This window comes from Fictibacillus sp. 5RED26, from assembly GCF_015903895.1.
Taxonomy (GTDB): Bacteria; Bacillota; Bacilli; order Bacillales; family Fictibacillaceae; genus Fictibacillus; species Fictibacillus phosphorivorans.
The window spans coordinates 1,229,400-1,244,251 of record NZ_JACZDU010000001.1 but is presented as its reverse complement, the minus strand read 5'-3'; the positions used below and the strand labels follow the sequence as shown (position 1 = coordinate 1,244,251).

Genomic DNA, 14,852 nt, shown 5'->3' with positions numbered 1-14,852 from the left:
CCTTTTTTACAGTTCTCTCTCTATATTAAAGGGAATATCCATTTTGTTCAAACATAAAGAAAGACAGCTTAGAAAAAAGCTGTCAGAGATGTTTATGGTTTTTGTAAATACTCTTCGAGCGTGATGCCCTGCTCGTGAATTGCTTTGGCATGATCTACCCCAACATATCGGAGATGCCAAGGTTCATATTGATATCCAGTAATATCTTCTTTTCCTTTCAGATATCTGATGATGAATCCATACTTATGAGCATTATCTGCTAGCCATTTTCCTTCTTTTGTCTCGCCAAAGGCTTCTACAAGTTCAAAGTTCACTTCTTGTGATGTAACATCCATTGATAATCCAGTCTGATGCTCACTCTGTCCTGGCTTTGAGCTCGTTTTGTTCGCTACTTCTTCCCCTTTTTGCTCAGCATTAAAGGCGAAGATAGACACTTGGGTATCATAAGAGCGATACCCGGATTGTGCTAGCAACTCGAGACCGTCCTCTTCAGCTGCCTTAAACAATACTTCTAAAGAAAGAGCTGCCTCTTTTCTTAATTTTTTCTTAGGTAGATCCTCTTTAAAAGGAAACGGAACATTTGGTGTAACTAAATCTTTCGGTTCATAATTATCGGGTAGGTTTCTTTCCTTGTTCGCAACGATCAAAAGATCGTCTAGATTCTGTACAACCGCTTTCCCGTCACCAGATACCGTTACCGTTTCTTCTAACCAAGGCAGATCAGCTTCTGCTGATGGTTGTTCATGGTTATTTTCTGTTTTGTTTTCATCATTTGGTTTTGGCTTTGTTTGTTCATTTGAAATCTGTTTTTCGTTCTTTTTAGAATTTTCTTCATTAAAGGCAGCGTCCCATTTCTTTTCTGCCCAATCAACTGGCTTACATGCCGAAAGGACAAACATGCTGCCGATCAACATTGTTGGTAGAACATATTTCTTCAAAGCATTCTCATCCTTTTATTCAGTTTGTCTGTACGTGTATGCTATCTTATAATAGAATAATTTGCAAATAAGTCAATCACTTAAAACAGAAGTTCATATTTTCGAAAAATTAAAGTAAAAAATTTGTAGCTCTTGGAAGTAGTTGATTTCCGTTACAGGTGCTCGCTTTCCGCGGGGCAGGCGGTGAGCCACATTCTTGCGATTCACTTTTAAGTGTCTCATACTAGATTCCACGCTCCTGCGCCTACAAGTTAAAGCTACCGTATTTAGCTTCCTCGTCGCATGCCTTGCGAGATGTATTTCAGGAGGTAGGCACGCACCTTCCACTCCAATCAACTATCAGATAAGACAAAGATTTGAGGGCAACAATCTTTTTTATAGAAAGTCACACAAATTAAAACAGCTCTTCTTCTTAGAAGAGCTGTCACATAATACATAAATCATTAAGTTTGTTAACCTACATCGTTCATAGAATCTTTTCCATGTTGCAATAGGAACATCTTATGATACAAACCTCGCTGTCTTAATAGTTCTTGGTGAGTCCCTCTTTCAACAATTTCCCCTTTATGCAACACAAGAATGAGTTCTGCGTCTTGTATCGTGGATAGTCTGTGTGCAATAGCAATTGTCGTTCTGCCGCTGCGCATTTTATGAAGCGCTTCTTGTATCTCTTCTTCGGTCTCTGTATCGATGTTTGCCGTCGCTTCGTCGAGTATCAAGATTTTAGGAGAGTAAGCCATCGTTCGCGCAAAAGAGATCAGTTGTCTTTGTCCACTTGAAAAGGTTGCCCCTCTTTCTCCTAACTCTGTTTGATAACCCTCAGGAAGTCTTTCGATAAACGATGATGCCTGAACAAATCTTGCTGCATTCATTACGTCTTCGTCCGTAATGGTTTTGTCGTATAATCTTACGTTTTGCATAATATCGCCAACAAATAAAAAGGGATCTTGCAAAACGAGTCCCATCTTGTTTCTTAACTCATTGTTTTCGTAGTTTGATAAAGGAATGTCATCGATCAAAATCTGACCTTTATTCACTTCATAAAAGCGCATGAGTAAATTGATGATTGAGCTCTTACCACTTCCGGTATGACCGACAAGAGCCACTGTTTGACCCGGCTCTGCAGTGAAAGAGATCCCTTTAAGAACTTCCTGCTCTCCATCATAAGAAAATGAAACATCTTTAAATTCAATCTTACCTCTTGAAATCGCCGGAACCGTATTCCCTTTCTTCACCGGTGCAAACTCTTCTTCATCCATGACTGTAAATACGCGTCCTGCTGATACGATAGCTTGCTGAAAAATAGAAAGGCGCATCATCATCATATTAACAGGTTCAAAAAAGCGATCCAGATAATTGATAAAAGCATAAATCACACCGATCTCAACAGGAGAATTAAATGATTTGATGCCAAAAAAGGAAAGAATCATCAACAATGCAAGCATATAAACAAGATCAACGGCAGGTCTAAGCAACAAACCGTTGTATTTTATATTTCTGAATTGTGCATCATTATGTTCTTGATTGATTTTTGCAAACTCTTTTCGAAGCCTCTTTTGCTGATTGAACGCTTGTACGATGGACATCCCTTGAAGAGATTCATTTAATTTTGCATTCAACTGGCTAAGTTTTTCTCTCATGTCATAAAACGACCTAGAACTATATTTACGATACAGCCACATGATCAAAACAATGAACGGCAAAATACACAAACAGAATAGTGCAAGTTTGACATTCAAATAGAACATGAATCCAAAGATACCAAATAAGAATACGATATTTTGAACAAACGTCGAGAGTACACTTACATAAAGATCTTTAACTGCTTCTGTGTCGTTCGTAATTCGTGAAACTAAGCTTCCTACTGGTGTGCGATCAAAGAATTTTAATCCTAATGAATGGACCTTTGTATACACTTGGATCCGCAGAGTTTGAATAATTTCAAGTGCTACAGATTGGAACAAAACAAATTGAACATAGTTTACAACCGCTGAGATTATGATTAATCCAATGTATCCTGTAGCGAGTATCACCAAAGCTCTTTGTTCAAAATTTCGAGGTGTGACAAAATCGTCGATGAACGTTTTAACGAGAATTGGACCCGTTAATTCAGCTGCTGTTGCGACTAATAACAAAAAGAAGGCGAATGCCAAACGTTTTTTGTGTGGTTTTGTATAAGACATGAGTCTTTTAAAAACAGTCCACTGCTTCATTTGCTGCAATTCATCGAGTGTAGGTTCTTGTTCGGCACTCATTTGATCACACCTCCCTGTGAAATCAGCGTTTCCAAAGCTTGTTTTTCATATGTTTCTTTGTACCATCCTTCTTCGTTCAACAAGCTGTGATGAGTACCTCGTTGTACGATTGTTCCATTTTCCAAAACGATGATTAGATCGCAATGCGCGATCGATGATAGTCGATGAGCAGTTATAATCGTCGTTTGATTTTGCCGTTTGTTCTTTAATTGCCGAAGGATGGATTCCTCTGTTTTAGCATCAACTGCAGAAAGGGAGTCGTCTAGAATTAACATTTCTGGATTTTTTATCAATGCCCTTGCAATTGAGATTCTTTGCTTTTGTCCTCCTGAAAGTGTGACTCCCCTCTCACCTACTACTGTTTCATATCCATATTTAAAGTGAGAAATGTCTTTATGAATCGAGGCAAGCTCTGCCGCTTCTTTTATTTCTGAAAAAGGTGAATCGACTTTTGAAAAAGCAATATTTTCTGCTATGGTAGCTGAAAATAAAAAATGGTCCTGTGGTACATAACCGATCGAACTTCGTAACGCATCCAATTTGTATTCACAAATATCATGATTATCTAAAATAATGTCGTCTGATCTTAATTGAAATTCACGCAGCAATAACTTGCATAGTGTTGTTTTACCGCTACCTGTCTTTCCGACGACCCCAAGAGTCTGACCTCGTTTTAAAGTAAAATGGATATCACTTAAAACAGAAGCACCTGTAGTGTAAGAAAATTGCTTTAATAGGAATGAAATATCACCTTTGGGACTGTTTTCGATTGAACCATTGTCTTCAATATCTTCTTTTACAGCAAGAAGTGATTCAACACGATCATAAGAAGCTCTTCCTCGCTCTACAATATTAAACAACCAGCCAAATGCAAGCATCGGCCATATTAACAATCCGAGATAACTAGTAAATGAAACAAGTTCTCCTATTGTTAGTTCATTACGCGTTACGAGAATCGATCCATAACCGACCGCTAGAAAAAAGGAGAATCCAATGATCAGAGATATAGTAGGGTCGAACAAAGAATCAACACGAGCAACAGCCATATTTTTCCTAACTGCATCTTTCGAGAGATCCGAAAAGCTGTCAATATCATCTTTTTCTTGACCAAAAGCTTTAATTACCCTCGTACCAGAGATACTTTCTTGCACTTTATCGTTCAAAGTTGAGAATGCTTCTTGTGCACTATGAAACCTTTTGTGCAGCATCGTACCATATTTGTTTGTTGCCCACGCCATAATTGGTAAGGGCAGAAGACTGACAAGTGTTAATTTCCAACTGATCGTTGTTGCCATTGCGATTAATGTAAAACCACCCATCATCAATGAATCTACTAGCGTTAAAACGCCATCCCCAGCAGTCTGTTGAATAGCCTGAAGATCGTTCGTAGAATGAGCCATCAAGTCTCCTACACGTCTCTTTTGATAGAACTCCTGTGATTTTTTCGTAAAATGTTCGTACAGCCTATTTCTTAGTAACATCGCCAATTTAACAGCTGAACCGAAGATTAATATTCTCCAGATATACCGAAGAACATAGATACCTATCGCAATGCTGATTAAAACTGCAGCATATTTCCATAAGATCTCTTCGGTTATCGTACCTTCTTCAATATGATCGACAATGAGCCCGACCACTTTTGGAGGGACCAATAATCCCAGTGACACGAAGGCAAGCATTACGATTCCGCCTATATACCGCCACTTTTCTTGTTTAAAATACCACATCAACTGCAGAAAAACCCTCAACGCCCGTTCCCCCTTGATTCTATATCAAAACAATTCTAGTTTACCAATATATGAAAATTCCGAAAAGGAAAAAGTTTCACAAAAATAGACCCCATTAAAAGGGCCTTTTTGAAATCATCTGTAACTGATTTAGATTTTTTAGCGCAAATACTGATCTAATACGTTCTTTACTTTTGTATAGACGCCTTGATAGGAATCACTATTCAGTTTGATGCACTCACTTTCATATTGCTGTTGTGCGTAATCATATTTAGGATCATAATAATTCTCAAGCAGCAGTGATACTACATTTTCATAATTTAACGTTTTCAGGTTTTCTTGAATGTCTAACATGATTGCTGTGGGAATTCTTTTTGACAGCTTATTGACCGCTTCAATAATCTCATCTTTATGCAGAAGCGGCTCGTACACATTACAAATATATTTAACCCTTAAATGAAAAGGTAGCTCCACATGAATTCGAACACCGCTGTATTTACCTTCTAACAGAAAATTAGGAACGACTACTCTCCCAATACGTTTACTCTCTGATTCAATAATAATCGCTGTAGATTTCTCCGACTTCTGAAGTTGTTCATAAAGTCTTGATTCAAACTTCTTCTGCGAAGAGGGGTGTTCTCCGATCTTTCCGAAAATCGAGCCTTTATGTCCTGCCATTTCTTCAAGGTTCAGTACTGGATATCCTTCTTCTTGCAGTTGTTTCAGTAGTTTCGTTTTCATCGTACCAGTATGACCTTCAAGTACGATGATCTTTCTTGGTTCAGCCTCCATCTCTCTAAAAAAAGCATCAATCTTCTTTCTATACGACCGTATGCCTCCATCGAGCTGTAGGGTCTTTATCCCCATCATGCTCATCGTTTGAGCGATACTCCTTGAACGAAATCCACCTCTTGCGCAATAGATAACAACCTGTTTTTCAGGATTTTCTTTACTTTGGGAATTTATCTGATTATATAAAGACGGAAGCTTGGGTGCAACAACTTGCAGTCCACGCTCCATCGCAGCTTCTTTACTTTCCTGTTTGTACAACGTACCTATTTCTGCTCTTTCCTCATTTGAAAATATACTCACATTAAACGCACCAGGAATATGGTACTCTTCAAATTCTTTCGGAGATCTTACATCAAAAAGCAAATAATGATTTGCATCTATCTCATCTATGGAAATCGTCTCAACGTTGTTCATTGCCATCATCCTTTATTGATACATAACGCTATTTGTAAAGAGAACGAAAACAAGCACCCGATTATTCATCAGGGTGCTTGTCCAACTCTTACTTCATCTGCTTGTTCATAGCCTGCATCATTTGATTAATTTTCTTCTGTGAAGGCTTTTGCCCCATCTGCATCAAAACGTTGATATATAAAGCTTTACAGCTTATTTAAAACCACTTTTTCTATTGAGAAAAATATACCATTTTTAATAGAGACTTGTCTAGTTTTTCATAGATTCTTCATTTCAAATGGTTAATCATTCCGACTATCCACTACACTTATTCATCTTCACTGGAATCATCATTATAATAAGGTAATTCATAATTTTGAACATAGACATCGTTGTTGGTGTAGTCAACAAATAGTTTCCATTCAATAGATGCGTTTAATCGTTTGTGTATAGGCAACCAGATATCTATTCTCTTGCGTTCCATCTCTTCAACTAACTTATATAGTTCTAAGAACTCTTTTGCGTTAACTCTTCCTTGAACATGATTTGATAATTGATCAATTGCAGAGAATTTTATATCTAGTTCTTTAATTTCATGCAATTCTTCATCAGTCACTTTGCCAATAACTGTCCCATCTTTTGGTTTATTGTCATAAATGTTTTTCATCTTTGTTTGCTCCTTTTCATTTCTTTTTTCATAAGGAAAATCTTCATTGTTCGTTACGTAAATATTACCATTCAACAAGAAATTGAACTTCGCCATAGTTGGAGTATAAATATATTTTAGTGAAGACTTCCACACTACATCTCTTAATTTTTCAATTTCAGTTCTTATCTGCATTAACACTTCAATAGGCGCTTCTACGTATTTTGTGACTTTATATAAAGTTGCTTCAGATAATACAAGCTCTGTCCATTTTTCAAAAAAAGGATCTCTTTCTTCTTCTGGTATGTAGCCTATAACTGTCCCATTCATAATTTCACTAGGCATTAATTTTCTCAATATCACACCCCCCTATTGTGATTATACAATGAAAATATCGAAAATTTATTAAGTTCAAAAAATAAAACTGCCCTTTCAGACAGTCAATTATTCTTCTTCGTCAGATGCTGTTTGCCAGTCTACCTCAACATCGTTTAATTTAACTTTTATGTAGTCACTGCTCATAGTGAGCAGTTGTAATTCTCTCATGATGACATTATAAGAATTAATTAGTGTCTCAGCTTTCATTACAGCCTCTTCATGACTCTCTGAATTAACCTCTAATTGAACATCAAAACTTACATTCCCCATAACCGTATACTTTTTCATCATTTTAATTCCCCCAGTTTCAAATTGGTTTTTATTTGCTAATTCTTCAAACATACCTACTAAAGTGCCTACTGTTAGCCATCCTGAATCCGATAAACATAAGATAGATACATATTCATCTTTAGTTAATTTTCTCCCTAAAGCTTTTTCTAAAGGTTCTTTCATGTCTCTGTAAGCTAGTTTCTCATCAACATATTTTCTCCATTTAGAAACACGACTCAATTTACCTACACCTTCCTTCTTATTAAGTTTTACTTGTTAAGTAAAATATATATCATTCATTTAAAGTTGTCAACAAGTAAAACTAAAAAAGTTTTACTTGTTAAGAAGTTTATTGTACACTCGTATATAAGGGAGGAATTTATGTGAAACCAAAAACTGACCCAATGACAGAATACGGATTTATTCCAACATTAGAGGACTCTTTAAAGCATCTTGATGTAACTAGAAATGCTCTTGCTGTGGAAGCTAAAGTAAGACCAGCAACTATTAATGAACTTGTTAGTGGAAATGCCAAACAAATCAGCTTTAAAACACTTAAGGAAATACTTGTAACGCTTAATCGAATAGCAGAAGAAAAAGGAAGTCAGAAAAGATTTAATGTTGAAGATGTATTTTTAATGAATAATAAAGATATGAATTAATAATTGGGGGATTATAAGTGGATATTTCAACTTTCTTAGGACTGACAAGCAAAGCAGTTATAACATTCTTTCAAGCAGGCATATGGGTGGTAGGCTTTTTTTATCTTTTACTTAAAACTATAAAGAATAAAGATCTTGAAACACTATCAAAATATATAATAGGGATTTGTTTAGGTATTATTTTATTTAGTTCGATCTTTTCAGTTTTTAATGATTACTCAAATTTAAATATTATCGAAAAAGAAGACTCCCAGTAATTCGGGAGTCTTTATTTCTTAAAGTTTGACCAATCATATGCCTTTTCTCTTTGTTTGCGTTTACGTTCTCCTTCTTTACTCTCAACATTTTTTGATTTACTAAAACTCATAATATAACCGCAATCTTCACAAGCATATTTGTAAGGTGAAATATTCTCATATTCCTTATTATCTAATTGTAATTGGAATACCATATCTGAATCAGCATTTACTTCATTATCAATTTGAGTGGAAACATCAACATCTGTATCAACATCAATGTTGTAATCCGAGTTATACGAACTTACTCTTGAATCAGCTCTTACGCTATTATAAGCAGTTGAATAGACATTTACCTCAGTATCAATAATGTAAGATCCTTTTTGAAAATGACTTCCATTGCACACCAAGCACTTCATTTCACTTTTCATTTTCGCCTACCTCCCTTTTGGTTGATTATATGAGGAAGGTTTATCTGTTTATGTTATTGTTTAACTATAGTTTTCATAAACTCATCTACATCTTTAGTTTGAAATATCTGCAATGGGGATACATCATCTAATTTATATTTGTAATCTGTTATAATCCAAATGTAAGGAAACACTTTCTTGTCTTTTTGCCAGCTAGCCTTCATCCACTCTTCACTTTCAAAGTACGTTTTATATCTATTTATCTTCTGCTGCATAACTTTTGCTGAATAAATGCTCCTCTGTATCTCCACAAATAACGGACTTCCTAACCAAATCATAAAAATGTCTGGTTCAATGGTTGATTTCTCTGCAAGCTTTGGTTCAATCTGCACCAAAGTAGGCTTTTGATACTTGCAGGCTTCAATATAAAAACTACTTATAGCATTAAAATGAGGAATCTTCTTTGAATCCTTTTTTATTGGAGAAGGGTTTAGAAAGTAGTTATAAGGTTGACTTTCAGTACATGCTGTAACATAGCCATCTCGTCTTAATCTCTTCATCACATTGTTACAAACTACAACTTTCTGTTTTAAATGGTTAAAGTGCATTGCAATAATCTGATCACGATTTAATATACGAAATTTCTTTAAGTCATCAAGGATTAACTTATCTCTATTTACCATCTTCTCCACTCCCTAATAAGTTAGCTTTAAATGTAGGTTTAACTGGAGATTCTTCTATACTATCTACTATAGTTACTGTTGTATCTTCAGATATAGTTGTTGGTTCATCTTGCACTATCGTTTCAACTATATTAACTTCTTCTTCAATTGACTTATATTCTTCTAATATCGTTTCGGCATCTTCCTCATCTAAATAGAAGGCTTGCGCTTCATGTATTCCATTTAATTTGTAGAACATACGACCACTATCTTCTGAACTGATACTTGCTGCTTCATAAGAATCTAAGATGATACGACTATTGACCTTATCAGCCATCTTAAAAGCTATTCTCATAGTCATATTGTTCTTAAGTTTTCCATCCATTGTGTCTCTGTCAGGACGTTGTAAACTTAGGCAAAGGATTATTCCGAATGCTCTTCCTTGTGAACTAATCCACTCAATGTCCTTTTTTATTGAACCTTCACTTTGTAACTCTGCGAATTCATCAATGCATAGAAGAATATAAGGAAGTTTCTTTTCAGCTTTCTTATTGTATTTATCAATGTGAGGTACTTTTTCTTCCTTCATTAACTTCTTGCGTGTCTTCATTTGTTTAACAACTTTCTGTACCATCTTTCCAATTTCATCAGGTTCATTAGCAAAACCTTTTACTATAGGTACATTTTCAAAAAGAAAGAACTCAACCATTTTAGGATCTCCAAGATAAAGTTCTAATTGACCAGGTTTCATGTGTTGTATTAATGAAGTAATCATTGTTCTTAAAAATACACTTTTCCCACTTCCTGTTTCCCCAGCAACAAGTAAATGAGGATGCTTTATTAAATCAACAAGTATGATCTTACCGTTTTTATCCTTACCAATTACGACTGGAAGCTTATATTCTTTCATGATTGGATGAAGTGTTTCAAACCTATAAGGAATGACTTTCTTTAATCCTTCATTGTATATGGTTAATACAAACTTCTTATTTTCTTGTTTTAACTTTACATTTTCACCAAACTGCTGCTTAAACAACCAATCACTCTTTATTACTTCTTTTGGATCTAAACCTAATGGAAGTGTAAATACAATTTGCATAGAATTGTCCTTCAATTTTACAGTGTGTATCTTTGGTAAGATGTAATGAACGTAACTCTTCTTTTTGTGAGTGAGATACAAGCCACCTGAATAAAATGCTTTCTTTAATTGGCTCTTATATTTTTGAGTAACTAACCATTCATTAAACATGTCATCTACCCCAATGCCACATAGGAGCATTAAAGATAAAGTATCCAATTCCTATGGATGTTCCAGCTAGTAATATTCCTTTTGTTATCCGTTCAATTATCTCTGCTGTCCTAGTGTTTCCAATTGAAATAAACACGTTTTCAATTAAACCCACTGACACTAAGGTCATTCCGACACCACAAACAACAATATAAGCTAGTTTCATTTCAGGTGAAAAATGAAGTAAAGTGCTCAAGGTGGGTGCAACTATTCCTAATAGTCTACTGTCCTTCCAAATGTGTCTCTTTATTGGTTTCTGAAGCTTAGAATTGATTTTGTGAAGTCTATGCTGAACCTCGCAACCATTAATTTTAATAACCATCTCACATTCCCCCAAAGATACATGATAGAACTTCTAAGCTGTACTCAACTACTGTATCCATCCAATCAGGCATTACAAACTGTGAATGATCCCTTAAGGCTTTACCGTTTTCTATGAAGTTGTTTACGTGGTCTAGTGCTGGTTGAAAAGGTGCTTTAAGACTGTGACATTTATCAGCGTAATAGAAAAGCTCATCCTCGTTTAACCATTGCGTTGCTTCGATAGGCTCTAACTCACACAGCGTTTTACCTTACCAGTGTATGTATCAGGTACTTCTCTGACATATTGTTTGCGATAACCTAGTCTTAAAAGTTCATTGATAGGATAAGTACTAAAGTTAGACTCTAAGCCAATTAGAGCAGTGTTATAATACTTTCCTAAACAGTAGATTTGACGAGTATATAGATCTTCATCTAACTGATTATGGAATACAGCTACTTGTTTACCAGTTATGTTATCGAGAACGTGACCTGTAAAGTAATCACTTCCTGCACCTGAGGTATCGCCACCTAAAACATAGGGAATATGTGATCTAACATCTTCATAAATCGAGATATAACCATTGTCATCTTGAATCCACTTAATTGATTTATCCTGTATCTTCTCATTTTTATAGTCAAAAATAAAAAAGCCTCGTTTAATAGGCTTAATTGTTTGTAACTCTGATAATCTCTCTGTGACCTTTTGAGCATTAAAGATTGTCTTTCCTGTTACTCCCCACATACCTAACGCGTATACTTGGTAATAGTAAGGATCATCTTCCTTCATACTCTCCAGTACTTGCTTATAATCATCATCAATAAATTCATTATCTAAGTATGTAGTATGTTTAACAGTTGCGCCTTTACGTTGTTTATCAAAGAATACTGATTTAAGCCAGTGTAATGCTGAAATTGGGTTAAATGAAATTATCACTTGTTTATAATTAGATGTGAAACCACGTAAACGCAAGTCTAATTGTTGAAAGTCTTGTTGTTCTACTTCTGAAGCTTCCTCTATCCATATTGCTGTAATACCATGAATTGATTTCATCTTCTCAACGTCATCTAAGCCTGCGTGTATGATATGATTACCATTGGTATTACAAGTAATAGTCATATCAGTCTTATTTACATCAAACAAGTGTGATAATCCCCAATCACTAATAACTCCACGTATTAATGAGAACGTTGATTCTCTAAGAGTCTTTGCAACCTTACGCACTATAAGTATCTTGTGATTAGATTCCTCTAACATTCTTAGTACTAACTTCTGTGCAGCAAAGACTGACTTACCCGAACCAGCTCCGCCATATAGAATGAGATAACGTGATTCATTGTCTAATAAATCACGATAACAACTATTTACTACAGATACATCGAACTCAATATTAATTTGCTTATTGTTTGCCATATTTTCACCTACCTTTATAAAAAGAAAAAGACACTGGTTATTTTCCAATGTCTCTAATCGCTCGATATATTGTCGCTTTGCTAATTTTAGTTATTTCTTCAATTTCCTTAACAGTCATACCATTTGAATCTCTGTTATTGAATAGGTCAATTGCATATTGCAAGCCTTTATTCTTATCTGTGTATTTCTTAGGTCTACCTTTATATACACCACGCTCTTTTGCTAAAGCGATACCTTCTATTTGTCGTTCCTTTATCATATCTGCTTCAAATTCAGCTATACCAGACAATACAGTAATCATCAGCTTTCCAATAGCAGTAGATGTATCAATTTTATCTCCGCCCATATTGAGAACGATTAATCCCACACCTTTATTATTAAGGTATTCTATTGTATTCAAGGCATCTTTTGTACTTCGAGCGAAACGATCTAATTTTGTGACTACTATATAATCTCCACTTTGAACAGTTTCCAATAGTTTATTAAATTCAGGTCTTTCGTCTTTTTTTCTACCGCTTAACTTCTCTTTAAAAATAGTACTACAACCATTTTCATTTAAAGAGTTAATCTGAACGGTAAGATCCTGTCCTTTTGAGGAAACTCGGGCATAACCATATTTCATCACTAATTCCACCCTTCATTTTTGAAACATGTATATGAGACGTTGTTAAATCAATAATATCAACATATCTAAAACGCGTCAATAGGGTGTAGTCAAATGATACAATAAAATGTAAATTTTAAACTAATTTACTCTTCATTTACTTTTTCTTCAGATCGTGTACGCTTAATTTGAATTGTAGGAGCTTCAGTTTTAACAATTTCCTGCTTATCAACCCAGCGAGAATAGTTATTTTTAAGGTTGAATATTGCCCCTACTACTCCATTTTTCCCTTTGAATAGGTGTTTTTCTGCATAAGCTTCACAACGAGTTTTAGCCTTTTTAATCGAGTAAGAATATTCTTCATCATAATTTAACTTATAATCTAATAAAGTTTCCCTCGTTGTATCTAATGCTAAGGCTAACCCTGTCATGGTATAGGGTTCTTCCTTTTCATCACATTCAGCAAAATAAGCATCAATCTTTTCTTCTAACTCTTCAACAGATTGGAATTTCTTCGGTCTTCCAACTTTTCGTTTTTCTTCATTCATCATTATCACCTCACTCTCCAATCTAAACTATTTATGATTACTTCCGCATACAAAATAAAAAAGCACCCAAGGTTAATTGGGAGCTAAATATTACAATTTATCTCTAAATTCTTTAATAACTTCTGGTATACCTGTAATTAATTCCTGCTGATTAAATGAGAGTCCAAGATCTTTTTTTAGTTGGTTAAATTCTTTTACAACTGTTTGGACAAATTCAATTGTCTCTTTTTCATCAATAGTTAATGAACTACTGTACCTTATCCACACTGAGATTAACTCATCACTTGCGTATCCCGTATTCTCTAAGAGGAATATTTCCATATATTCTTTATTGAAATATTTAACATCAGTTCTGGTACCAAGCATAATCCTATTATATTTTATTGACATATCCTTAACCATATTTATACGAGTATTTAGCAAACTATATAAAGGTGCGTATAAATTCTTAAGCTGTTGACGCTTTCTTTCTCTGTTTTCTTTAATGGGTGTAATAATAAAATGATTTAAAATTGCTATTAATAAAGCTACCGTTGCAGAGACTAATCCACTAATTAATTTTATGTCCATGTATAAACCCCTCTCAACAATATTCTGTCAAAAGGTGGTATAAAAGGCAATATAAAAAAGCCACTTTTAAACAGCGGCTTTCTTTTCTAATTCATTGTATTTATTCTTCTTATCAATATTAATTTGGTTTAACAAACTTTTTAAATAAATTGCTTCAACTCTTCTTTTCTTTTCAATAACTGCTGCATATAAAATACCTAGCAATATTATAGCTGTCACAATAAATGAAACATAAGATGGAACAACTTTGGAAAACGCTAAAAGAAACGCAACCATAATTGCAACATATGCAGCAAAATACTTAGAATGGTCATAATATGATTCTATAGCCTCTGCTTTTGCTATTGTAAACATTATAACTTCTTCTTCAAGCTGTCTTAATAAATATAGTTTTTCATTTTTCTTTTCTAAAGTAGGTTCTTCTCTGAGATTCTTGATAAAACCATAAAACAATTTAAAGTTTTGTTCCAATAAAATCTTCTCTAAGTCTTTAATTTCTATTATAATCACCCCCCAATTTATATCGGTGATAACTTTTGATATTTAAATATTATTTATAACATATTCAGCCACCACATTAATCCTATTGTCCAACTCACACCTAATAATACCAATGTCACATGTTTAGGTAGTTTTCTTGTCATTACGATTACAACTAAAGAAATTACGATAAATATAACTAATAATAAGAATATTGGTGCAGCAGGCATTAGTGTATCAATATTTAATATTTGTTCTGGCTCCATTATTTCACCTCAT

Annotated in this window: 18 protein-coding genes and 1 pseudogene; 2 read left to right on the top strand and 17 right to left on the bottom strand. The window is 34.6% G+C overall.

Annotated features, from left to right (window positions below):
- Positions 1 to 92: 92 nt before the first annotated feature.
- The 7 genes and pseudogenes from IHV10_RS06520 to IHV10_RS06490 form a co-directional block, all read right to left on the bottom strand.
- Positions 93 to 938 carry a M15 family metallopeptidase gene (locus IHV10_RS06520; RefSeq protein ID WP_231619425.1) on the bottom strand — a complete coding sequence of 282 codons (846 nt, stop codon included), beginning with the start codon at positions 936 to 938 and terminating at the stop codon, positions 93 to 95.
- A gap of 452 nt (positions 939 to 1,390) precedes the next feature.
- Complete coding sequence (locus IHV10_RS06515; protein ID WP_370629643.1) at positions 1,391 to 3,193, bottom strand: ABC transporter ATP-binding protein; 1,803 nt, start codon at positions 3,191 to 3,193, stop codon at positions 1,391 to 1,393.
- Positions 3,190 to 4,941, bottom strand: a complete 1,752-nt coding sequence (locus IHV10_RS06510; RefSeq protein ID WP_197127826.1) for an ABC transporter transmembrane domain-containing protein — start codon at positions 4,939 to 4,941, stop codon at positions 3,190 to 3,192. The genes IHV10_RS06515 and IHV10_RS06510 overlap by 4 nt, the downstream gene beginning before the upstream one ends.
- Before the next feature lie 138 nt (positions 4,942 to 5,079).
- Positions 5,080 to 6,126: a tRNA 2-selenouridine(34) synthase MnmH gene (gene mnmH / locus IHV10_RS06505; RefSeq protein ID WP_197127825.1), complete on the bottom strand. Its 1,047-nt coding sequence runs from the start codon at positions 6,124 to 6,126 to the stop codon at positions 5,080 to 5,082.
- An 88-nt stretch (positions 6,127 to 6,214) separates the two neighbouring features.
- A pseudogene (locus IHV10_RS06500) lies at positions 6,215 to 6,295 on the bottom strand (YneF family protein); the annotation flags it as partial.
- Between the two features lie 138 nt (positions 6,296 to 6,433).
- Positions 6,434 to 7,108 (bottom strand): hypothetical protein, encoded by a 675-nt coding sequence (locus tag IHV10_RS06495; protein WP_197127824.1) that lies wholly within the window; start codon positions 7,106 to 7,108, stop codon positions 6,434 to 6,436.
- 87 nt (positions 7,109 to 7,195) lie between these two features.
- Positions 7,196 to 7,639, bottom strand: a complete 444-nt coding sequence (locus IHV10_RS06490) for a hypothetical protein (protein WP_197127823.1) — start codon at positions 7,637 to 7,639, stop codon at positions 7,196 to 7,198.
- Between the two features lie 143 nt (positions 7,640 to 7,782).
- Here IHV10_RS06490 and IHV10_RS06485 point away from each other — a divergent pair, with 143 nt between their 5' ends.
- On the top strand, positions 7,783 to 8,061 hold the full coding sequence (locus tag IHV10_RS06485) for an XRE family transcriptional regulator (protein ID WP_370629642.1): 279 nt from the start codon (positions 7,783 to 7,785) through the stop codon (positions 8,059 to 8,061).
- Between the two features lie 17 nt (positions 8,062 to 8,078).
- Positions 8,079 to 8,318 (top strand): hypothetical protein, encoded by a 240-nt coding sequence (locus IHV10_RS06480; RefSeq protein ID WP_197127822.1) that lies wholly within the window; start codon positions 8,079 to 8,081, stop codon positions 8,316 to 8,318.
- An 11-nt stretch (positions 8,319 to 8,329) separates the two neighbouring features.
- Here the strand turns inward: IHV10_RS06480 and IHV10_RS06475 are convergent, their stop codons facing one another.
- The 10 genes from IHV10_RS06475 to IHV10_RS06430 all read right to left on the bottom strand — a co-directional run bounded on the left by IHV10_RS06475 (position 8,330) and on the right by IHV10_RS06430 (position 14,839).
- The gene (locus IHV10_RS06475; protein WP_197127821.1) at positions 8,330 to 8,728 is read right to left on the bottom strand and encodes a hypothetical protein; all 399 of its coding nucleotides are present in this window, start codon (positions 8,726 to 8,728) and stop codon (positions 8,330 to 8,332) included.
- A gap of 53 nt (positions 8,729 to 8,781) precedes the next feature.
- Positions 8,782 to 9,390, bottom strand: a complete 609-nt coding sequence (locus IHV10_RS06470; protein WP_197127820.1) for a replication-relaxation family protein — start codon at positions 9,388 to 9,390, stop codon at positions 8,782 to 8,784.
- Positions 9,380 to 10,618 carry an FtsK/SpoIIIE domain-containing protein gene (locus IHV10_RS06465; RefSeq protein WP_197127819.1) on the bottom strand — a complete coding sequence of 413 codons (1,239 nt, stop codon included), beginning with the start codon at positions 10,616 to 10,618 and terminating at the stop codon, positions 9,380 to 9,382. Before IHV10_RS06465 ends, IHV10_RS06470 begins: the two co-directional genes overlap by 11 nt.
- Position 10,619: 1 nt before the next feature.
- Positions 10,620 to 10,979, bottom strand: coding sequence for a hypothetical protein (locus IHV10_RS06460; RefSeq protein ID WP_197127818.1), 360 nt, complete (start codon positions 10,977 to 10,979; stop codon positions 10,620 to 10,622).
- Between the two features lie 228 nt (positions 10,980 to 11,207).
- Positions 11,208 to 12,371, bottom strand: coding sequence for a PBSX family phage terminase large subunit (locus IHV10_RS06455; RefSeq protein WP_197127817.1), 1,164 nt, complete (start codon positions 12,369 to 12,371; stop codon positions 11,208 to 11,210).
- 37 nt (positions 12,372 to 12,408) lie between these two features.
- The gene (locus tag IHV10_RS06450; RefSeq protein WP_197127816.1) at positions 12,409 to 12,993 is read right to left on the bottom strand and encodes a recombinase family protein; all 585 of its coding nucleotides are present in this window, start codon (positions 12,991 to 12,993) and stop codon (positions 12,409 to 12,411) included.
- Positions 12,994 to 13,121: 128 nt separating this feature from the next.
- Positions 13,122 to 13,526: a terminase small subunit gene (locus IHV10_RS06445; protein WP_197127815.1), complete on the bottom strand. Its 405-nt coding sequence runs from the start codon at positions 13,524 to 13,526 to the stop codon at positions 13,122 to 13,124.
- Positions 13,527 to 13,613: 87 nt separating this feature from the next.
- Positions 13,614 to 14,093, bottom strand: a complete 480-nt coding sequence (locus IHV10_RS06440; RefSeq protein WP_197127814.1) for a hypothetical protein — start codon at positions 14,091 to 14,093, stop codon at positions 13,614 to 13,616.
- 66 nt (positions 14,094 to 14,159) lie between these two features.
- Positions 14,160 to 14,603, bottom strand: a complete 444-nt coding sequence (locus IHV10_RS06435) for a hypothetical protein (protein WP_197127813.1) — start codon at positions 14,601 to 14,603, stop codon at positions 14,160 to 14,162.
- Positions 14,604 to 14,647: 44 nt separating this feature from the next.
- Complete coding sequence (locus tag IHV10_RS06430) at positions 14,648 to 14,839, bottom strand: hypothetical protein (RefSeq protein ID WP_197127812.1); 192 nt, start codon at positions 14,837 to 14,839, stop codon at positions 14,648 to 14,650.
- Positions 14,840 to 14,852 lie beyond the last annotated feature (13 nt).

Excerpts from the sequence above, each read along its gene's own strand:
- IHV10_RS06475 (WP_197127821.1), bottom strand. The coding sequence starts at position 8,728 with ATGAAAAGTGAAATGAAGTGCTTGGTGTGCAATGGAAGTCATTTTCAA.
- mnmH (WP_197127825.1), bottom strand. The coding sequence starts at position 6,126 with ATGAACAACGTTGAGACGATTTCCATAGATGAGATAGATGCAAATCAT.
- IHV10_RS06470 (WP_197127820.1), bottom strand. The coding sequence starts at position 9,390 with ATGGTAAATAGAGATAAGTTAATCCTTGATGACTTAAAGAAATTTCGT.
- IHV10_RS06460 (WP_197127818.1), bottom strand. The coding sequence starts at position 10,979 with ATGGTTATTAAAATTAATGGTTGCGAGGTTCAGCATAGACTTCACAAA.
- IHV10_RS06465 (WP_197127819.1), bottom strand. The coding sequence starts at position 10,618 with ATGTTTAATGAATGGTTAGTTACTCAAAAATATAAGAGCCAATTAAAG.
- IHV10_RS06450 (WP_197127816.1), bottom strand. The coding sequence starts at position 12,993 with ATGAAATATGGTTATGCCCGAGTTTCCTCAAAAGGACAGGATCTTACC.
- IHV10_RS06515 (WP_370629643.1), bottom strand. The coding sequence starts at position 3,193 with ATGAGTGCCGAACAAGAACCTACACTCGATGAATTGCAGCAAATGAAG.
- IHV10_RS06445 (WP_197127815.1), bottom strand. The coding sequence starts at position 13,526 with ATGATGAATGAAGAAAAACGAAAAGTTGGAAGACCGAAGAAATTCCAA.
- IHV10_RS06440 (WP_197127814.1), bottom strand. The coding sequence starts at position 14,093 with ATGGACATAAAATTAATTAGTGGATTAGTCTCTGCAACGGTAGCTTTA.
- IHV10_RS06430 (WP_197127812.1), bottom strand. The coding sequence starts at position 14,839 with ATGGAGCCAGAACAAATATTAAATATTGATACACTAATGCCTGCTGCA.
- IHV10_RS06455 (WP_197127817.1), bottom strand. The coding sequence starts at position 12,371 with ATGGCAAACAATAAGCAAATTAATATTGAGTTCGATGTATCTGTAGTA.